16 protein-coding genes and 1 riboswitch are annotated in these 20,045 nt (G+C 73.7%); of the genes, 12 read left to right on the top strand and 4 right to left on the bottom strand.

Annotation, left to right across the window (positions count from 1 at the left end):
* Position 1 precedes the first annotated feature (1 nt).
* Entirely contained in the window at positions 2 to 604 is a 603-nt protein-coding gene (locus JX575_RS13235) for a TetR/AcrR family transcriptional regulator (protein ID WP_206054396.1), read from the bottom strand.
* A 168-nt stretch (positions 605 to 772) separates the two neighbouring features.
* Between JX575_RS13235 and ligA the strand changes: the two genes are divergently transcribed.
* The 11 genes from ligA (at position 773) to JX575_RS13180 (ending at position 16,143) form a co-directional block, all read left to right on the top strand.
* On the top strand, positions 773 to 2,914 hold the full coding sequence (gene ligA, locus JX575_RS13230; RefSeq protein WP_186340822.1) for an NAD-dependent DNA ligase LigA: 2,142 nt from the start codon (positions 773 to 775) through the stop codon (positions 2,912 to 2,914).
* An 80-nt stretch (positions 2,915 to 2,994) separates the two neighbouring features.
* The gene (locus JX575_RS13225) at positions 2,995 to 4,242 is read left to right on the top strand and encodes a calcium-binding protein (RefSeq protein WP_186340823.1); all 1,248 of its coding nucleotides are present in this window, start codon (positions 2,995 to 2,997) and stop codon (positions 4,240 to 4,242) included.
* A gap of 117 nt (positions 4,243 to 4,359) precedes the next feature.
* Positions 4,360 to 4,659 (top strand): Asp-tRNA(Asn)/Glu-tRNA(Gln) amidotransferase subunit GatC, encoded by a 300-nt coding sequence (gene gatC / locus JX575_RS13220; protein ID WP_186340824.1) that lies wholly within the window; start codon positions 4,360 to 4,362, stop codon positions 4,657 to 4,659.
* Complete coding sequence (gatA, locus tag JX575_RS13215) at positions 4,659 to 6,203, top strand: Asp-tRNA(Asn)/Glu-tRNA(Gln) amidotransferase subunit GatA (protein ID WP_186340825.1); 1,545 nt, start codon at positions 4,659 to 4,661, stop codon at positions 6,201 to 6,203. The genes gatC and gatA overlap by 1 nt, the downstream gene beginning before the upstream one ends.
* A gap of 1 nt (position 6,204) precedes the next feature.
* Positions 6,205 to 7,713: an Asp-tRNA(Asn)/Glu-tRNA(Gln) amidotransferase subunit GatB gene (gene gatB / locus JX575_RS13210; protein ID WP_206054395.1), complete on the top strand. Its 1,509-nt coding sequence runs from the start codon at positions 6,205 to 6,207 to the stop codon at positions 7,711 to 7,713.
* 162 nt (positions 7,714 to 7,875) lie between these two features.
* Entirely contained in the window at positions 7,876 to 9,285 is a 1,410-nt protein-coding gene (locus tag JX575_RS13205) for a hypothetical protein (RefSeq protein ID WP_186340826.1), read from the top strand.
* A gap of 103 nt (positions 9,286 to 9,388) precedes the next feature.
* Positions 9,389 to 9,528, top strand: a riboswitch (cobalamin riboswitch).
* Positions 9,529 to 9,604: 76 nt separating this feature from the next.
* Positions 9,605 to 11,479 carry a prenyltransferase/squalene oxidase repeat-containing protein gene (locus JX575_RS13200; protein ID WP_186340827.1) on the top strand — a complete coding sequence of 625 codons (1,875 nt, stop codon included), beginning with the start codon at positions 9,605 to 9,607 and terminating at the stop codon, positions 11,477 to 11,479.
* Entirely contained in the window at positions 11,476 to 12,570 is a 1,095-nt protein-coding gene (locus JX575_RS13195; RefSeq protein WP_186340828.1) for a hypothetical protein, read from the top strand. Before JX575_RS13200 ends, JX575_RS13195 begins: the two co-directional genes overlap by 4 nt.
* Before the next feature lie 5 nt (positions 12,571 to 12,575).
* Positions 12,576 to 13,676: an energy-coupling factor transporter transmembrane component T gene (locus JX575_RS13190; protein WP_186340829.1), complete on the top strand. Its 1,101-nt coding sequence runs from the start codon at positions 12,576 to 12,578 to the stop codon at positions 13,674 to 13,676.
* Complete coding sequence (locus JX575_RS13185; RefSeq protein ID WP_186340830.1) at positions 13,673 to 15,322, top strand: ABC transporter ATP-binding protein; 1,650 nt, start codon at positions 13,673 to 13,675, stop codon at positions 15,320 to 15,322. Before JX575_RS13190 ends, JX575_RS13185 begins: the two co-directional genes overlap by 4 nt.
* Positions 15,319 to 16,143 (top strand): ECF transporter S component, encoded by an 825-nt coding sequence (locus tag JX575_RS13180; protein WP_241005150.1) that lies wholly within the window; start codon positions 15,319 to 15,321, stop codon positions 16,141 to 16,143. The genes JX575_RS13185 and JX575_RS13180 overlap by 4 nt, the downstream gene beginning before the upstream one ends.
* Positions 16,144 to 16,179: 36 nt before the next feature.
* Here JX575_RS13180 and JX575_RS13175 read toward each other — a convergent pair whose 3' ends face one another.
* From JX575_RS13175 to JX575_RS13165, 3 genes are read right to left on the bottom strand one after another with little or no spacing between them, the layout of a single operon-like run.
* Positions 16,180 to 17,334, bottom strand: a complete 1,155-nt coding sequence (locus JX575_RS13175; RefSeq protein WP_186340831.1) for a PQQ-dependent sugar dehydrogenase — start codon at positions 17,332 to 17,334, stop codon at positions 16,180 to 16,182.
* The gene (locus JX575_RS13170) at positions 17,331 to 18,251 is read right to left on the bottom strand and encodes an EamA family transporter (RefSeq protein WP_186340832.1); all 921 of its coding nucleotides are present in this window, start codon (positions 18,249 to 18,251) and stop codon (positions 17,331 to 17,333) included. The genes JX575_RS13175 and JX575_RS13170 overlap by 4 nt, the downstream gene beginning before the upstream one ends.
* A gap of 23 nt (positions 18,252 to 18,274) precedes the next feature.
* Positions 18,275 to 18,841 (bottom strand): PadR family transcriptional regulator, encoded by a 567-nt coding sequence (locus JX575_RS13165; RefSeq protein ID WP_186340833.1) that lies wholly within the window; start codon positions 18,839 to 18,841, stop codon positions 18,275 to 18,277.
* A 61-nt stretch (positions 18,842 to 18,902) separates the two neighbouring features.
* Here JX575_RS13165 and JX575_RS13160 point away from each other — a divergent pair, with 61 nt between their 5' ends.
* Positions 18,903 to 20,006 (top strand): exo-alpha-sialidase, encoded by a 1,104-nt coding sequence (locus tag JX575_RS13160; protein WP_241005149.1) that lies wholly within the window; start codon positions 18,903 to 18,905, stop codon positions 20,004 to 20,006.
* The last annotated feature ends 39 nt before the right edge of the window (positions 20,007 to 20,045 follow it).

Genomic DNA, 20,045 nt, shown 5'->3' with positions numbered 1-20,045 from the left:
GCTAGGCCGTGGGCGCGGGTCCGCGGAGGGCCGCGGGGAGGATGACCTCGTCGAGCACCCGCCCGACGAGCTCGGGAGTGACGGCCTCGCCGAGGAGGAACGCCCGGTGCAGGACGATGCCGGCGAGCGAGGGCGCGAGGATGGTGAGGTCGGTGTCGGGGTGGACCTCGCCGCGCTCGCGCGCCCGCTCGTAGATCACCCGCGAGATGGCGATCTTGGGTCCGATGAGGTCGCGACGGTAGATCTCGGCGAACTCGGGGTCGCGACCCATCGCGGTGACCACCGCCGTCAGCACGGTCTGCGCCAGCGGGTCGTTGAGCCCGCCGGCACCGCAGTAGGCGGCCATCAGGTCGCCGCGCAGGGTGCCGGTGTCGGGGACGACGTTCTGGCCCTTGTGCGCCATGATCGCCGCCACGACGAGCTCGGGCTTGCCCTTCCAGCGGCGGTAGAGCGTGGCCTTGGACGCCTTGGCGCGGCTCGCGACGGCATCCATGGTCAGCAGGTCGTAGCCGACCTCGTCGAGCACCTCCAGCGTCGCCTCGAGGATCTCGAGCTCGCGCTGGCCCTTCACGCGCGGGCGGATGCAGGCCGCGGTCGGGATCACTGCACACCTCCCTGCGTCGAAGTGAAACGGTACGGTTTCGTTTTACCGAGCCTAGACACGCCCTGACCGATGGAACAAGTCCGTTTCATCTGGTCCAGACCACCACCGCCGCCGGACCCGGGCCCGCCACCCGCGCGCCCTGTCGGTCCCGACCGGCAGACTGTGCCCATGAGCACGTCGCAGCAGACCGGCCCCGAGGCCGGCGACGCCCCGGCCACCTCCTCCGACGTCACGGTCGCGTCCGCCCCGCCCGAGGCGCGTGAGCGCCACCGCGAGCTCAGCGAGCAGGTCGAGGACGCCCGCTGGCGCTACTTCGTGCTCGACGACCCCACGCTCTCCGACGCCGACTTCGACGTGCGGCTGCGCGAGCTCGAGGAGCTGGAGGAGCGGTTCCCCGAGCTGCGCACCCCCGACTCGCCCACCCAGAAGGTCGGCGGGGCGGTGTCGACCGAGTTCACCGCCGTCGACCACCTCCAGCGGATGGAGAGCCTCGACAACGCCTTCACCTACGAGGAGCTCGAGGGGTGGTACGCCCGCCTCGGGCGCGAGGGGCTCACGCAGCCCGACCTGCTGTGTGAGCTCAAGGTCGACGGCCTGGCCATCAACCTGCTCTACGAGGACGGGCGGCTGGTGCGGGCCCTCACCCGCGGCGACGGGCGCACCGGTGAGGACGTCACGCCCAACGTCAAGACCATCGACTCGGTGCCCCACCGGCTCACCGCCGCCGACGGCTTCCCCGTCCCCGAGCTGCTCGAGGTGCGCGGCGAGGTCTTCCTGCCCGTCGAGGCGTTCGAGCGGCTCAACCTGACGATGACCGAGGCCGGCCGCCCCGCCTTCGCCAACCCGCGCAACGCCGCCGCGGGGTCGCTGCGGCAGAAGGACCCCCGCGTCACGGCCGGCCGGGCCCTCGGGATGGTCTGCCACGGCGTCGGCGAGCGGCGTGGCTTCGAGCCGAAGGCCCAGTCCCACGCCTACGAGGCGCTCGCGGCGTGGGGGCTCCCGACGTCCGACCAGGTGCGCGTGGTGCCGACGCTGACCGACGTGCAGGCCTACATCGAGCACGCCGGCGAGCACCGTCACTCGATCGTCCCCTACGAGATCGACGGGGTCGTGGTCAAGGTCGACGACGTGGCGCAGCAGCGCCGGATGGGCTCCACCTCCCGAGCCCCGCGCTGGGCGATCGCGTTCAAGTACCCGCCCGAGGAGGTCAACGCCCGGCTGCTCGACATCCAGGTGCAGGTCGGGCGCACCGGACGGGTCTCGCCGTTCGGGGTGATGGAGCCGACCAGGGTCGCCGGGTCGACCGTGGAGCGCGCCACGCTGCACAACGCGCACGAGGTGCGGCGCAAGGACGTCCGGCCCGGCGACACCGTCGTGCTGCGCAAGGCCGGCGACGTGATCCCCGAGATCGTCGGCCCCGTGCTCGCGCTGCGGCCCGAGGGCCTGGCCGAGTGGGTCATGCCCACCGAGTGCCCGGCCTGCGGCTCGACCCTCGCGCAGCAGAAGGAGGGCGACCGCGACCTGCGCTGCCTCAACCACGAGGCCTGCCCGGCCCAGGTGCGCGAGCGGGTCTTCCATGTCGCCGGTCGCGGCGCGTTCGACATCGAGGGCCTCGGCTACGAGGCGGCCAGCGCCCTGCTCTCGTCGGGGGCGATCACCAACGAGGGCGACGTGTTCGACCTCGACGCCGACAAGCTCCGCACCACCTCGCTGTTCACCAGGGCGCCCAAGAAGGGCGAGGAGGGCCCGCAGCTCTCCGCCAACGGCCAGCGCCTCCTCGACAACCTCGACAAGGCCCACGCCGCGCCGTTGTGGCGCGTGCTGGTGGCGCTCTCCATCCGCCACGTCGGGCCGACCGCCGCCCGCGCGCTGGCCCAGGAGTTCGGCTCGTGGGAGGCGATCGACGCCGCCAGCGAGGAGGAGCTCTCGGCCACCGAGGGGGTGGGCCCGACGATCGCCGCCGCCGTCGTGGAGTGGCGCGAGGTCCCGTGGCACCGCGACATCGTCGAGAAGTGGTCGCGCCACCTCGCCCTGGCCGACGAGCGCGACGAGTCGGTGCCGCGCACGCTGGAGGGCCTCACCATCGTGGCGACCGGCTCGCTGGAGCACTACACCCGCGACTCGGTCAAGGAGGCGATCATCAGCCGCGGCGGCAAGGCGTCGGGGTCGGTGTCGAAGAAGACCGACTACGTCGTGGTGGGCGACAACGCCGGCTCCAAGGCCGACAAGGCCGAGCAGCTGGGCGTTCCGGTGCTCGACGAGGACCAGTTCACCGTGCTGCTGGAGAAGGGGCCAGAGGGCCTCTCCTGAGCACTTCGTGACGCCCGCGAGGTTTGGCGAGCCCGCCTGAGGGTCAGGAACCCTGCACCCACCTACGTCCTGGAGTCAGCATGCGCCTCGCCCGTCACCTCGTCCCCGCCGTCGTCGCGGCGGCCGGTCTCACCGCGCCGCTCGCCGTGGCCCCCGTCGCGTACGCCGCGCCCAGCTGTGGCGGCCTGCGGGCCACCATCGTGGGCGACGACAAGGCCAACTCCCTCACCGGCACCCCGCAGCGCGACGTCATCGTGGGCCGCGGCGGCAACGACACGATCCGCGGGCTCGGCGGCAACGACGTGATCTGCGGGGGAGAGGGCGCCGACACGATCATGGGCGGCGACGGCAACGACCGCCTCTACGGCGAGGCCGACCTGGTCCGGACCGACCAGTTCGGGCGGGTGGTGAAGACGGGCGACACCCTCTCCGGCGGAGCCGGCGACGACGCCATCGACCTCGGTCACGATCCGCGCCCGGCCAGCGACGGCACCACCGTCACGCCCGACGGGGTGACCTACGTCCACGCGCCGGCGCCGGTGGTGGTCGACTTCGGCGCGGCCGCGACCGTCCCCATCACCGCGGACGGCAACGACACCGTGACCGGCTTCGACGGCGGCGTCCGGCTCATCGCCTCCCCGCACGCCGACACCGTCAAGGGCACCAACTCCGCCGACACCATCCACGGCCGCGGGGGCGACGACACGGTCTTCGGCCGGGGCGGCGACGACACGATCCTCGCCGACGCGTCCGACGCCGTGGGCAACGACCGCCTCTACGGCGACGCCGGCGACGACACCCTGAGCGGCACGTCCGGCTCCGACTCCTTCGTCGGCGGCAGCGGGTCCGACACCCTGACGTCCACCTCCGAGCTGCCCCAGCAGCTCCGTGGCGGCAGCGGCGTCGACACCGTCACCTTCCCGCTCCCCACCGAGTCGGGCTTCTCCGCGCGGGGCAACGGCGGGCAGGACAAGCTGCGACTGCTGCCCAGCTCCAACCTGGCCGTCAAGCCCACGGTGCGCATCGACCAGCTGAAGAGGACCACCATCCGCGGCCTGATCCCCGCCACCGTCGAGGGCAGGATCAACGGGTTCAGCGACATCGTGCTGCCGGCCCGGACTCTGTCGATCTTCAAGGGCAGCAACGACTCCGAGGTCATCACCGCCGACCCCGACCACCGCGTGAAGATCTACGGCCGCGGCGGCGCCGACGTGATGACCGGCTCCTCGCAGCCCGACCGGCTCGACGGCGGCAAGGGCTTCGACATCGCGCGCGGCCGGGGCGGCAACGACACCTGCAAGGCCGCGGAGAAGCGGTCGAGCTGCTGAGTGACTCGCACGCCCGTCCTCGGCTCGCGGAGGCGATCGTCGACACGGTCGCGACGATCCGCCCACGGGCCCCGACCGGGGGCGGGCGCGCACCGGGGGTGGACCTAGGATCACCCCATGCCCGAGATTTCCCGGGACGAGGTGGCCCACCTGGCCATGCTCGCCCGCATCGACCTCTCCGACGCCGAGCTCGACCACCTGGCCCCCCAGCTGAGCGTCATCCTCGACTCGGTCGCCTCCATCAACGGGGTCGCGGGTGACGACGTGCCACCCACCTCGCACCCGCTCCCGCTGACCAACGTCTTCCGCGACGACGTGGTGGTGCCCGGCCTGACCGCGGAGGAGGCGCTGTCCGGCGCCCCCGCGGTCGAGGGCCACCGCTTCTCCGTCCCGCGGATCCTGGGCGAGGAGGCCTGATGAACGACGTCACCCGCGGCACCGCTGCCGCCCTCGCCGAGGGCCTCGCCGCCGGCGAGGTCACCTCGGTCGAGCTCACCGAGGCCCACCTCGACCGCATCGAGGCCGTCGACGGGGCCGTGCACGCCTTCCTGCACGTGGACCGCGACGGGGCCCTCGCCGAGGCCGCCGAGTCCGACGCCCGTCGCGCCCGCGGCGAGGCGCGTGGCCCGCTCGACGGCGTACCGATCGCCGTCAAGGACGTGCTGACCACCCGCGGCCTGCCCACCACCTGTGGCTCGAAGATCCTCGAGGGCTGGGTGCCGCCCTACGACGCCACGGTCGTGGCCCGCCTGCGCGAGGCCGGCCTGCCGATCCTGGGCAAGACCAACATGGACGAGTTCGCGATGGGCTCCTCGACCGAGCACTCGGCCTACGGACCCACCCGCAACCCGTGGGACCTCGACCGGATCCCGGGCGGGTCCGGCGGCGGCTCGGCCGCCGCGGTCGCGGCGTTCGAGGCGCCCCTCGCCATCGGCACCGACACCGGCGGCTCGATCCGCCAGCCCGGCGCCGTCACCGGCACCGTCGGCGTGAAGCCGACCTACGGCGGGGTGTCGCGCTACGGCCTCGTCGCGCTGGCCAACAGCCTCGACCAGGCCGGGCCGGTCACCCGCACGGTGCTCGACGCGGCGATGCTCCACGACGTGATCGGTGGTCACGACCCGCGCGACTCCACCTCGATCCAGCAGGACTGGCCCTCGTTCACCGAGGCCGCGCGGGCCGGTGCCGCTGGCGACATGAGCGGCGTCAAGGTCGGCGTGATCACCGAGCTGGCCGGCGACGGCTGGCAGCCGGGCGTGATGGCGCGCTTCCAGGAGTCGGTCGACCTGCTGGTCGAGGCCGGCGCCGAGGTCGTGGAGGTGTTGTGCCCGTCCTTCGTGCACGCCCTCGCCGCCTACTACCTCATCCTCCCCGCCGAGGCCTCGAGCAACCTCGCGAAGTTCGACGCGATGCGCTACGGCCTCCGGGTGACCCCCGAGGCTGCCCCCAACGGAACACCGCCGAGCGCCGAGGAGGTGATGCGCGCGACCCGCGACGCCGGCTTCGGCGACGAGGTCAAGCGCCGCATCATCCTCGGCACCTACGCCCTGTCCAGCGGCTACTACGACGCCTACTACGGGCAGGCGCAGAAGATCCGCACGCTCATCAGCCGCGACTTCGACGCGGCGTTCGGCGAGGTCGACGTGCTGGTGTCGCCGACCGCCCCGACGACCGCGTTCCGGCTGGGCGAGAAGCTCGACGACCCGATGGCGATGTACCTCAACGACCTCGCCACCATCCCCGCCAACCTCGCCGGCGTCCCGGGCATCTCGGTGCCCAACGGCCTCGCCGACGAGGACGGCCTGCCGACCGGGTTCCAGGTGCTCGCCCCCGCCCTGGCCGACGACCGCGTCTACCGCGTCGGTGCCGCCCTGGAGGCCCTGCACGCCGACCAGTGGGGCGGCCCGCTGCTCGACAAGGCTCCGGCGCTGGCCGGCGCCCCGACCGCCGAGGTGAACTGACGTGACCGAGACCCTGATGCCCTTCGACGACGTGCTGGCGGCCTACGACCCCGCCCTCGGCCTCGAGGTCCACGTGGAGCTCAACACGGCCTCCAAGATGTTCTGCGGCTGCCCGGCCGTCTTCGGCGGCGAGCCCAACGCGGGTGTCTGCCCGACCTGCCTCGGCCTGCCCGGGGCGATGCCCGTGGTCAACCGCAAGGCCGTCGAGTCCGCGATCCGCATCGGCCTCGCGCTCAACTGCGACATCGCCGAGTGGTGTCGCTTCGCCCGGAAGAACTACTTCTACCCGGACATGCCGAAGAACTTCCAGACCTCGCAGTACGACGAGCCGATCTGCTTCGACGGCTGGATGGACGTCACGGTGCCGGTCGAGGGGGGCGACGACGAGACCTACCGGGTCGAGATCGAGCGCGCCCACATGGAGGAGGACACCGGGAAGTCGCTGCACGTCGGCGGCTCGACCGGGCGCATCCACGGCGCCGACTACTCGCTGGTCGACTACAACCGCGCGGGGATCCCGCTCATCGAGATCGTCACCCGCCCGATCATGGGCGCCGGGGCCAGGGCGCCCGAGGTCGCCCGGGCCTACGTCGCCCAGCTGCGCGAGCTGATCGTCGCGCTCGGCGTGTCCGAGGCCCGGATGGACCAGGGCAACCTGCGCGCCGACGTCAACCTGTCGCTCGCGCCCAAGGGCACCGGCACGCTCGGCACCCGCACCGAGACCAAGAACGTCAACTCGTTCCGCTCCGTCGAGCGAGCCGTGCGCTTCGAGATGCAGCGGCACGCCGCGATCCTCAGCAGCGGAGGGACGATCCTGCAGGAGACCCGCCACTGGCACGAGGACACCGGCATCACCACGAGCGGCCGCGAGAAGTCCGACGCGGAGGACTACCGCTACTTCCCCGAGCCCGACCTGGTGCCCGTGGCCCCGAGCCGCGAGTGGGTCGACGAGCTGCGCGGGACGCTGCCGGAGAACCCCACGGTGCGCCGGGCGCGACTGCAGGCCGAGTGGGGCTTCAGCGACCTCGAGATGCGCGACACCGTCGGTGCCGGCGCGCTGGGGCTCGTGGAGCAGACCATCGCCGAGGGCGCCGCCCCCCAGGCCGCCCGCAAGTGGTGGCTCGGTGAGCTGGCCCGCCGCAGCAACGAGGACGGCGTCGACCTCGTCGACCTGCCCATCACCCCCGCCGACGTGGCGCGCATCCAGGCGCTCGTCGACGAGAAGGTCGTCAACGACAAGCTCGCGCGCCAGGTCTTCGAGGGCGTCCTCGCGGGCGAGGGCACGCCCGACGAGGTCGTGGAGAAGCGCGGCCTGGCCGTGGTCTCCGACGACGGCGCGCTCGGCGCGGCGGTGGACAACGCGATCGCCGCCAACCCCGACGTGGCCGACAAGATCCGCGACGGCAAGGTCGCCGCGGCAGGTGCCCTCATCGGCGCGGTGATGAAGGAGATGCGCGGGCAGGCGGACGCCGGACGGGTCCGCGAGCTGATCCTGGAGAAGCTCACCTGAGGGCGACTTTCGGCGGATTCGGTGTTGACCGCCAGGTCTAGACAACTTGTTAGGGTGATGGCGAGTCACATTGGTCACATCACCAACCAACGCTCGCAGCACCGGGGGAGTGGTCGGCCGCGGCCTGCGGCCGTGACGACCTCTGCGAGCGGGAAGGAAGTCATGCACCATCGCATTCGACCCGTCCGCACGGCTCTGGTCGCCCTGTCGACCGCAGCCCTGGGGGTCGGCGTACTCGCCGCTCCGCCCGCGTCGGCGGAGCCCACGCCTGCCCTGCGCGCCGCCAAGGCCGCAGTCAACACCGACAGCACCCCGTCCACGATCGCCGCCCAATGGCTCGCCGGAGAGCTCAGCAACGGGCTGATCGTCGGCCAGTCCGGCCCGGACCTCGGCCTCACGGTCGACACGGGCCTCGGCCTCTCGACCGTCGCCAACCAGGGCGGCACCATCACGGCGATCAACAACTCCCTCGAGCCGCGCATCGCCGACTACGTCGGCGACGGCACCACGGAGTCCTACGCCGGTCCGCTCGCCAAGGCCGCCGTGTTCGCCTGGACCGCCAAGCAGAACCCGACCAGCTACGGCGGGGTCAACCTGATCGCCCGCCTCCAGGAGCGCACCGCCGACGTGCCGGCGGACCCCGCCGCCCAGCCGCAGGCCGCCGCCATCGCCGGCCGGATCTTCGACAAGTCGGCGTCCGGCAACTACGCCAACGTGATCGGCCAGTCCTACGCCGTGCGTGTCCTCACGCTGGCCCAGTCGACCGAGGCCGCCGCGGCGCGTGACTTCCTGCTCAAGCAGCAGTGCTCGTCGGGCTACTTCCGTGTCGCCTTCGCCAACGCCGACGTGCCCAACCAGTCGTGCACCGAGGGCGCGGCCGGCAGCGCGGCCGACCCGGACGCCACCGCCCTCGCGGTGATCAACCTGGTCGAGTCGGGCGACACCAGCCCCGCCGTCGTGGGCGCGCTGGCCAAGGCCGGCACGTGGCTCGCCAAGCGCCAGAGGGGGAGCGGAGCGTTCCGCGCCGCCGCGCCGGTCAGCAAGATCAACACCAACACCACGGCCCTCGGCGGCTACGCCCTCGGCCTGCTGAAGAACCGCGACGCGGCGCTCAAGGCCGCGCTGTGGGTGCGCAAGAACCAGCCGGTCGACAAGTTCAAGTGCCGCACCGCGCTGACCAAGGACACGGGGGCGGTGGCCTACCGCCCGCAGGAGATCGCGCCCGCCGAGACCACCGGCATCCCCGCCACGGCCCGCGACGAGTGGCGTCGGGCCACCGCACAGGCGATCCTCGGTCTCCAGTTCGCCCCGGCGAGCACGGAGAAGCTGCGGATCGTCTCGGTGCGCAAGCAGGCCCGCGCCGGTGACCGCGTCCAGTTCCGGGTCTTCGGCCTCGCTCCCAGCGAGAGCGCCTGCCTGCAGGTCAAGGGCGACTTCCTGCACCTGACGGGCAAGAAGAACGGCGGCAAGATCGTGCGCAAGCTCGTGCTGCCGACCGGCAACCAGCGCCGCGTGGCTCTCGTGAAGACCGCGGACGACGAGGCGCGTACGTCGCTGCGAGTGCGCAACTGACGCACTCCTGAAGGCACCACCAGCTGCACGGCACCACCACCTCGGCCCGGCGTCCCACGACGCCGGGCCGAGGTGCGTCCGGGCAGCGGCGGGGGATACGCTGCACGGGCCGTCCCGTCCGGGTCGGCACCACACACGCCCGAGCTGGGGAAAGCCGGTCCGAAACCGGCGCTGACCCGCAACCGTGGGCACGGGAGCGATCCCGTGCGAGCCGGAACACCTGCCTCGACGCGTCTTGATCACCATCGCTGTCGAGGAATGCAGCGAGGGCGGACCGGCCGTTGCCCCCTCCCTCGTTGTTGCAGCGAGGGAAGGAACCATGAAGTTCTCCGCGTCGGGATCCGCCCTGTCGGGTCTCGCTCTCACCCTGGCCGCTGCCACGTTCGCGCAGCCGCTCCTCGCCCCGCCCGCCCACGCGGCAGGCGCCGCCGGTGCCCCGGCATCCGGGGCCGCGCGCGCGGCCACCGGCTGGCTGGCGACACAGCTCACCGGCGGTGTCATCCACAACGACACCTACGACTTCGACGACCTCGGCCTGACCATGGACATCGGGCTCAGCATGGACGAGGTCGGCGGCGACCAGGCCATGGTGCGCCAGATCCGGTCCTCGCTCGCCGGCCGGGTCGAGGAGTACGCCGCGCCGTCCGCGACCGAGCGCTACGCCGGCTCGCTGGCCAAGTCGATGGTCTTCGCGCAGGTCTCCGGCGCCGACCCGCGCACCTACGGCGGGGTCGACCTCGTCGCCCAGACGGAGGCGCGAGTCGTCGCGAGCGGTCCGAGCGCAGGCCGCCTGCGTGACGAGTCGGCCTACGGCGACTACGCCAACCTCTTCGGCCAGGCGCTGGCCGCACGGGGCCTGTCGGTCGCGGGGTCCGCCAAGGCCGCCGCCACCACCGACTTCCTGCTGCAGCAGCAGTGCGCGTCCGGCTACTTCCGCGTGCTCTTCACGCCCGACGCCACCGCGGCGGACCAGTCATGCGTGGACGGCACCGACCCGGCCGACACCGACGCCACCGCCTTCGCGGTCGTCCAGCTCGCGAAGGTCTCGCCGCGGCCCGCGGCCGTCGACCGGGCGATCACCCGGGCCGTCGAGTGGCTCGCGACCACCCAGCGCGCCGACGGCTCGTTCGGCGGCAGCCCCTTCACCCCAGACCCCAACACCAACAGCACCGGGCTCGCCGCGAGCGCGTTCGCCGTCACGGGCGCCTGCGAGCGGTCCGGACGCGCGGCCGACTGGGTCGCCACGCTCCAGGTCGGCGCCCAGCCGGACGGCTCGCCGCTCGCCGACGAGGAGGGGGCCCTCGCCTACGACCGGGCGGCGCTGGACGGCGCCGCGACGGCCGGCATCGGAGCCGGCCGCGACCAGTGGTGGCGCGCGACCGTGCAGGCCGTCGCCGGTCTCACCCACGCCCGCGGCTCGGCGAAGGCGCTCACCGCGACCTCCACCGGGAGCGAGCCGGGATCGACCGCCACCCTCACCGCGACCGGCGGGGCGCCGGGGGACCGCTTCTGCCTCACCGGGCCCGGCATCGACGGCACCCGCACCGCCGTCGTGGGCTCCGACGGCATCCTGACCGCCCTGGTCGTCCTTCCCGCTGCCGCCGGCGCGGCGACCTACACGCTCACCGGCCGCGACGGCGCCACCACCCACACCGTCCTCGTCGGGGCGGCCGAGTCCGCGCGCGGGTCGGTCGCCGGCGTCCGCCTCGCCGGGCCGGCCGGCTTCCACAAGGGCGGCAGCAAGGTGGCATTGGAGGTGATCGGCGCGACTCCGGGCGCCCGCTTCGCCCTCCGTGGTCCCGGGATCTCGGGCGCCACCGTCGTCGTCGGCTCCGACGGCGTGCTGGCCCGCGTGGTGCGGCTGCCGCGCACGACCGGTGCGGCGACGTACGTCCTGACCGGCTCGGACGGCCGGGCCACCGGCCGGGTCCGCGTGCTCGGCAAGCGGACCCTCGCCGTGTCCACGCTCGCCAGCGACGGCCCCCGCACGCGGGTGCTGGTCCGTCGTCTCGCCGCAGGGGAGAAGGTGCGCCTGCGGATCGCCGGCACGACGGTCGCCACGGGTCGCGCCGACGCCAAGGGCAGGTTCCTCGCCCGCGTCGCGCTGCCCGGGGGGCGGGGTAAGGTCCGGATCCGGGCCGTCGGGCAGTTCGCCGCCCTGCGCTCCGGCTCGACGACGGTGGCGTCGCGATGACGGCCCGCGCCGTGCACCGCGTGCTCGTCGCGCTGCTGCTGGTCCTCGCTCCCGCGGTCGCCCTCGGGGCGGCGTCCCCGGCCGGCGCCGCGACCTGCGCCTCCGCGGGCGGGGTGAGCGTGGTCGTCGACTATCGCGAGCTCGGCGGCAGCATGGTCACCGCCTGTGCAGCGGACGGGGGCGGCAAGAGCGCCGCGGCGATCTTCGCCTCGGTCGGGGTCGGCATCACCTACGCCACCCGTCAGCCCGGCTTCGTGTGCCGGATCAACGGCGTCCCCGCGAGCGACCCGTGCGTCAACACCTCCCCGCCCAACGCCTACTGGGGCATGTGGTGGGCCGACGGGTCGAAGGCGGCGTGGACCTACTCCTCCTCCGGCGTCGGCTCGCAGACGGTGCCGGCGGGCGGCTCGGTGGCGTGGTCGTGGCAGCAGGACCGCTCGGCCGGCTCCAACGTCCCGCCGGGCATCGCGCCCCCGGTGACGAAGACCGCGACCCCGTCGCCCTCCCCGTCCCCGTCGTCCCCGACGCCGTCGCCCTCGCAGGGCACCTCCCCGAGCGCCTCGCCCAGCACCGGCGGCTCCGCCGGGTCCGGAGGCGGATCGGGTGGATCCGGCGCCTCGGGCGGCGGCTCGCAGCCCAGCGGCCCCGCCACCAACTCCGGTGGCTCCGGGGGTGGCTCGAGCCCGTCGGCGTCATCGTCCCCGAGCGCGTCCGGCGACCCCTCCGCGCCCGCACTGGACAGTGAGTCTCCAGGAGACTCACGGCGCAGCGAGGGTCCCGACGGTGCCGGCGACGGATCGGGCGAGGGGTCGGACAAGGGGTCGGACAAGGACTCCGACACGTTGTCCGACAAGGAGTCGGCCAAGGGGGCGAAGGGGTCCGGGCGCGGTGAGTCTCCCGGAGACTCAACGTCCAGCGCCGACGGCGAGGCCTCCGACGGCCAGGCGCCGGGTGCGTCCTCCGAGGCGGCCACGCCCAGCGCCGACGCGCCCACGCGGGTGCCGGCCGCCCTCACCTGGGGCGTGCTCGGCTTGCTCGGGGTCGCGATCGCGGTCGGTGCGGTCGTGACGCGCCGCCGACGGGGGGTCTGACACCCGTGACCGGATCGGCGGCGCTGCCGCGTGACCTGCACCCGCTCGCCTGGTGGACCTGGGCGATCGGGCTGGCCACTGCTGCCTCGCTCACCACCAACCCGCTGCTGCTGCTCCTCGTCATGGGGTCGGCGACGGTGGTCGTGATGGCGCGCCGATCCGGTCATCCCTTCGGTCGATCGTTCCGGCTCTACGTCCTCCTGGCGCTGCTGACCGTGGTGCTGCGCGTCGTCTTCCGCATCGTCTTCGGCGGGCAGGAGGTCGGCCACGTCCTGCTCGACCTGCCGGAGGTGCCGCTGCCCGACTGGGCGGCGGGCGTCCGGCTGCTCGGGCCGGTGACCAGCGAGGCCCTCCTCGCCGGCCTCTACGACGGGCTCCGGCTGGCCACGATCATCCTGTGCGTCGGCGCCGCGAACTCGCTGGCCAACCCCAAGCGCCTGCTCGCGTCGGTGCCGCCCGCGCTCTACGAGATCGGCACCGCCCTCGTCGTCGCGGTGACGATCTTCCCCCAGCTCGCCGACAGCGCCCGCCGCGTCCGCGCCGCGCAGGCGCTCCGCGGCGGCGCGACCTCGGGCGTCGGGCGGCTCCGCCGCTTCCTGGTGCCGGTGCTCGAGGACGCTCTCGAACGCTCCCTTGCCCTGGCCGCCGGGATGGACGCCCGCGGCTACGGCCGCTCGGGCGGCGCGACGGCCCGAGAGCGATGGACGACCGGCTCCCTGCTCCTGCTCGCCCTCACCGGCATCTGCGTCGGCACGTACGCCTGGCTCGACCCCACCGCGCCCCGCGTCCTCGCGCTCCCGATGCTGGCGGCGGGCGCGAGCGTCGCGGTGCTCGGCATGGTCAGCTCCGGGCGCCGCGTGCACCGCACCCGCTACCGCCCCGACCCGTGGCGCGGGCCCGAGCTCGTCACCGCGGGCGTGGGCGTCGCCGTCGCCGTGCTGGCCTGGTACGTGAGCCACACGGAGGTCGCGGTCGCCTACCCCGGTGTGGACGTCGCGCCCTACCTCTCGCCGCTCGCCCTGGTGCTCGGCGTCCTCGGCACGCTCCCGGCCGTGACCACCCCGGTGCCTGCCACGGCCCCCGTACGACGCGAGGCGGCCGCATGAGCGCGCCACGGACCCCTGGTGCCGGGGTCATCGAGCTGCGCGACGTCGGCTTCCGCTACGACCGGCGCCAGGTGCTGGCCGGCGTCGACCTGAGCCTCGAGGAGGGCGAGCTGGTGCTCGTCTCGGGGCGCACGGGGGTGGGCAAGTCGACGCTCCTGGGCGTCGTCACGGGGCTGGTCCCGCGCTTCACCGGCGGGGTGCTCACCGGGGACGTCCTGCTCGACGGACGCAGCATCGTCGAGCAGCCGCCGCGCGAGCGGGCGCACCTCGTCGGCTACGTCGGGCAGGACCCGCTCGCCGGGTTCGTCGCCGACACCGTCGAGGAGGAGCTCGCCTACGGCATGGAGCAGCTCGGCACCGCTCCCGAGACGATGCGACGCCGCGTGGAGGAGACCCTCGACCTGCTGGGGATCGCCGACCTCCGGGCCCGCGACCTCCGTACGCTCTCCGGTGGCCAGCAGCAGCGGGTCGCGATCGGCGCGGTCCTCACCACCAGCCCGCGGGTGCTGGTCCTCGACGAGCCGACCTCCGCGCTCGACCCGACCGCCGCCGAGGACGTCCTCGCGACGATCACCCGGCTCGTGCACGACCTGGGCCTGACGGTCCTACTGGCCGAGCACCGGCTCGAGCGGGTCGTGCCCTTCGCCGACCGGATCTGCCTGGTGACGGGGGACGGAGGCATCCGCGTCGACGACCCCCAGGTGGTGCTCGCCGACTCGCCGGTCGCACCACCGCTGGTGGAGCTCGGCCGCCTGGCCGGCTGGGAACCCCTCCCGCTCACCGTGCGCGACGCGCGGCGGCGTGCCCGCTCGCTCCCCGAGCTCACCCCCGCCGTGCCAGTGCCGCAGCCCGCCGCCGACCCCCTCCTCGTCGCGCGCGGGGTCACCGTCGTCCACGGCTCCCACGTCGCCGTGCGCGAGGTGGACCTGACGCTGTCCTCGGGCCGGGTCACCGTCCTCATGGGGCGCAACGGGTCGGGCAAGTCCAGCCTGATCTGGGCGCTCCAGGGCTCCGGCAAGCGACGGGCGGGCTCGGTGGACGTCGCGGGCGAGGACCCCGCCACGCTCGCGCCCGCGGCGCGGCGTACCCACGTCGGGCTGGTGCCGCAGACCGCCGCCGACCTGCTCTACCTGGAGACCGTCGCCGAGGAGTGCGCGGCGGCAGACACCGGTGCCGACGCCGGTCCCGGCACCTGCCGCGCGCTCCTCGACCGCCTCGCCCCGGGGATCGACGAGACGATCCACCCCCGTGACCTGTCGGAGGGGCAGCGTCTCGCGCTCGCGCTCGCCGTCGTGCTCGCCGCGCGGCCGCCCGTCGTGCTGCTCGACGAGCCGACCCGCGGCCTCGACTACGCCGGCAAGTCCGAGCTGGCCCGCATCGTCGCGGGCCTCGCCGCCGACGGCCACGCCGTCCTGCTGGCGACGCACGACGTGGAGTTCGCCGCGCACGTCGCCGACGAGGTGGTCGTGATGGCCGAGGGGGAGGTCGTGTCGAGCGGTCCGCCGCGCCGGGTGCTGGCCGAGTCACCGTCGTTCGCCCCGCAGGTCACCAAGGTGCTCGGCCCGCCGTGGCTGGTCGTCGAGGAGGTCGCGGCCGCCCTGGCCGACCGCGCGGCCACGCGCGACGGCACGGGGGAGGGCCCGTGAGCACCGTCGACCGGCCCCGGTCCGACGTCGCGTCCGGGGTCGCCCTGCCCATCGGGCCGCGCACGGCGGCCGTGCTGATCCTGGCCTCCGTCGCGGGGCTGATGATGCTGTGCTGGCCACTGCTGCTGGAGGTGCAGCCCGGGGAGCGGGTCGAGCCGCCGTTCCTCTTCCTCGCGCTGCTCCCGCTCGTGATGGTCGTCGTCCTCGCGGAGATGGGGGAGGGCGGCATGGACGCGCGCGTCCTCGCCGTTCTGGGCGTGCTGTCCGCCATCAACGCCGTGATGCGGGCGCTCGGCGCGGGGACGGGCGGCATCGAGCTGGTGTTCTTCCTGCTGGTGCTGGGTGGACGGGTGTTCGGGCCGGGGTTCGGGTTCGTGCTCGGGTGCACCTCGATCTTCGCTTCGGCGCTGCTGACCGCCGGGGTCGGCCCGTGGCTGCCGTTCCAGATGATCTGCTCGGCCTGGGTCGGCATGGGCGCGGGCCTGCTGCCCCGCCGGGTCGGCGGTCGTGCCGAGATCGCGATGCTGGTGGTCTACGCGGTCGTCGCGTCCTACCTCTTCGGCATGCTGATGAACCTCAGCTTCTGGCCGTTCGCGCTCGGCATCGTCGTCCCCGGCCACGAGGGCTCGCTCGCCTACGTCGCCGGCGCGCCACTGCTCGAGAACGCCCACCGGTTCCTCGTCTACACGCTCCTCACCTCCACCGGCAGCTGGGACACCGGTCGCGCCATCACGACCGGCATCGCGATCGTGGTGCTGGGCCCGGCGATCCTCACCACGCTGCGCCGGGCGGCTCGCCGCGCCGTCGTACGTCCGGGCTGAGCAGCGCGGCCGGGTCAGCGCCGGGTCAGTGCTGGGTCAGGGTCGGACGCGGACGATGCGGTCGTCGGCCGGGGTCGGCTGGCCCCGCCCGTCGCGGTTGGAGGTGGTGACCCAGAGCAGGCCGTCGGGCGCCGCGGCGACGGTGCGCAGCCGGCCGAACTCCTCGGTGAGGAACGCGCGGGGCTTGGCCGCCTCGCCGTCCTCGGAGACCGCGATGCGCCACAGGCGCTGGCCGCGGAGACCGGCCATCCAGAGGTGCCCATCGGCGAACGCCAAGCCGCTCGGCGAGGCCTGGTCGACGGGCCAGACCACCTGCGGGTCGACGTAGTCCGGGTCGTCGCCGGCCCCCTCGATGCGGGGCCAGCCGTAGTTGCCGCCCTTCTCGACGAGGTTGAGCTCGTCCCACTCCGAGTCGCCGAACTCCGAGGCCCACAGCCGGCCCTCGTCGTCCCAGGCCAGGCCCTGGACGTTGCGGTGGCCCAGCGACCAGACGGGGGAGTCGGGGTCGGGATTGCCCGGCGCCGGGTCGCCGTCGGGAGTGATCCGGAGGATCTTGCCGGCCAGGCTCTCGGGGTCCTGGGCGAGGTCGGGGTCACCCGTCTCGCCGGTCGTCACGTAGAGGTGGCCGTCGGGGCCGAACGCGATCCGGCCGCCGTCGTGGATGAACCCGGCCGGGATGCCGTCGAGGACGACCGTCGGGCTGCTGAGCCGGGTGCCGTCGAGCCGGGCCTTGACGACGCGGTTGTCGGTGGCGGTGGTCAGGTAGAGGAAGAGCGTGCGGTCGGAGTCGAAGTCCGGCGACACGGCGACGCCGAGCAGCCCGGCCTCGCCCTGGGGGGCGGCGTCCGCGATCGTTCCGAGCGTGGTGACCTCGCCGCCCTCGTCGATGCCGAGGACCCGGCCGGAGATGCGCTCGGTGACCACGGCGGTGCCGTCGGGCAGGAAGTCAGCCCCCCACGGCACCTCCAGGTCCTCCACCAGGGTGTCGACGACCTCGGGCCGGCCGGACGACGCCCCGGACGTGGACTCCGAGCCAGGCGCCTCGGTGGGCGTCGGCTGCTCGGGCAGGTCCGTCGGCTGGGTGGTGCGCGGCATCGGGTCGGGCTCGGTGCTCGCGCAGCCCGCGGTGACGCCGAGCGCCAGGACCAGCGAGCTGAGGAGCAGTCGCGATCTCAGGGGGCTGCTCGTCATGTCGCCAGTGTGCCGGGTGCTGTCCAATGCTCACCGCCGCCACCGTCGCGGCGGCCGGGCGTCCCGCCGGGGGCGGACCCGGACCGGGTGGCTCCGACAGATGCCGCCACCACGCAGGCGATGGCCAGCCACTGGAGCGGCGAGAGGTGCTCCTGCAGCACCACGATCGCTGCGAGGGCCGCGGCTGCGGGCTCGAGGCTCATCAGGATCCCGAAGACCGCGGGACGCAGGCTGCGCAGCGCGATCAGCTCGCAGCTGTAGGGGATGACCGAGCTGAGCAGTCCCACCAGCGCTCCGAGGAGCAGCAGACGGCCGTCCCACAGTGACGTACCGGCGCTCATCAGGGCGGGCAGGGCCATCCCCGTGGCGGCGACGACGCTGGCCACGGCGAGCCCGTCGAGCCCGTCCCACCGGCGGCCGGTGCTCGCGCTGAGCAGGATGTACGCCGCCCAGGCCGCGCCGGCGAGCAGGGCGCAGGCCACGCCGAGCAGGTCGAGGCCCGTGCGCTCGATGCCGAGGAGCGCGACCCCGGCACCGGCCAGGCCGACCCAGACGAGGTCGCGGGCGCGCCGCGACCCGAGGATGGCGAGCGACAACGGCCCGATGAACTCGATCGTCACCGCGATCCCCAGCGGGATCCGGGACATGGACTGGTAGATCGCCCAGTTCATCGTGGCGAGGCTGGCGCCGAACCCGAGCACGACCAGCCAGTCCCGGCGCGTGCGGCCGGTGAGCCGGGGGCGGGTGATGGCGCCGAGCACCAGCGCGCTGGTGACCAGGCGCAGCCACACCATCGAGGTCGGCGAGATCTCGTCGAACAGCCCCTTGGCGATCGCCGCGCCGAGCTGCACGGACAGGATGCCCACGAGCACCAGGCCGACCGGCCCGAGCAGGGCGCTGCTGGGTCGCCGGGTCACCCGGCCACCCTATTCAGCCGTCGTCATTCAGTGGGCTCGTCGGCCGCGAGGCTGGCGAGGGCCCGGCGCGCGTGCCGCTGCTCGGCGGCGAAGTAGTCCAGGCCCCAGTCGGCCACGAGCGAGGGGAACCGGAACGGCTCGCCGGGCCCGTCGGAGCCCTTCAGCGCCGCGCGTACGTGGGCGAGGTCCCACGCGGCCTGCTGCAGCTCGTCGATGTAGTCGCGCAGCATCTGCCTGGTCTGGTGCGGCTCGCTCACGTGGCCGATGAGCAGGCGCAGCAGGACCGTGTGCTTGAGGACCGGGAAGCCGGCGGGCGTCTGGTCCATCCAGGTGCGCAGCGCCGTCCGCCCGGCGTCGGTGATCGCGTACGACGTCACCTCCCGTCCGCCTTCGGGGCGGACGTCGGCGCGGACGAGGCCCCGGTCGGTGAGGCGGTGCAGCTCGGTGTAGATCTGGCTCATCGCCGGCGAGACCCAGTAGAAGCGCAGCGTGATGTCTGCGCGCTGCTTGATCTCGTAGCCCGTCAGCTCGTCGCCGAACGTGAGGAGGCCGAGGATCGCGTAGCCGGTCACCGGAAGGTCTTGACTCATGATGCTCCGAGAGTAGTGTTCCTAATCGGAATAGTCATCGTCCCGCACCCGGAGGTTCACCGTGTCGCGCACCCTGCTCATGGTCGGAACCCGCAAGGGCATGTGGCTCGGGACCTCGGACGAGTCCCGACAGTCGTGGGACTGGACAGGCCCGCACTTCCCGATGGAGGAGGTCTATTCCGTCATGGCCGACACCCGGGGGAGTGCGCCGCGGTTGCTGGCCGGGGCCTCGTCGAGCTGGCTCGGACCGCAGGTCTGGCGCTCCGACGACCTCGGCGAGACGTGGGACGAGACGCCCAACGGGGCCGTCCGCTTCCCGGAGGACACGGGCGCCACCGTGGCCCGGGTGTGGCAGCTGCAGCCTGGACCCTCCCGCGACGGCGGCGACGACGTGGTGTGGGCGGGCACCGAGCCCGGTGCGATCTTCCGTTCCGAGGACCGCGGCGAGACGTTCTCGCTGGTGCGCGGTCTGTGGGACCACCCGCACCGCGCGGAGTGGAACGCGGGCTTCGGCGGTCAGGCCTTCCACACGATCCTGCCGCACCCGGACGACCCCTCGCGCGTGCTGGCCGCACTGTCCACCGGCGGTGTCTACGCGAGCGCCGACGGCGGCGAGACCTGGCAGCCCTCCAACACCGGGGTGAAGGCAGAGTTCTTCCCCGGCGAGCGCAACTACCCCGAGTTCGGCCAGTGCGTGCACAAGGTCGCCCGGGACGCCGCCGACCACGAGCGGCTCTACCTGCAGAACCACGGTGGCGTCTACCGCTCCGACGACGGCGGCGCCTCGTGGCAGGACATCGCCCCGGGGCTGCCCACGGAGTTCGGCTTCGCCATGGTCGCCCACCCGCACCGCGGCGACACCGCCTACAACTTCCCCATCACCGCCGCCGAGGCCCGGTGGCCCGTCGACGGGCGCGCCCGGGTCTACCGCACCACCGATGCCGGCTCGTCGTGGGAGCCGCTGGGCGACGGCGTCCTGCCCGACGGCTACTACACCGCCGTCATGCGCGACGCCATGTGCGTCGACGACCACGACGTCCCGGGTCTCTACTTCGGCGGCCGCAACGGCGGCGTCTGGGCCTCGCCCGACGAGGGAGCATCCTGGCAGGAGATCCACAAGGACCTGCCGGACGTGCTCGTGGTCCGCGCCGCGAAGCTCCCCTGACGCAGCCGCGCCCCCTGCCGGGCACGCGCAGGCCGTCCC

Origin of the sequence: Nocardioides sp. zg-1228 (assembly GCF_017086465.1) — a bacterium.
Lineage (GTDB): Bacteria > Actinomycetota > Actinomycetes > Propionibacteriales > Nocardioidaceae > Nocardioides.
Note: the sequence above shows the minus strand (reverse complement) of the source record. Positions and strands in the feature narration are given on the sequence as shown.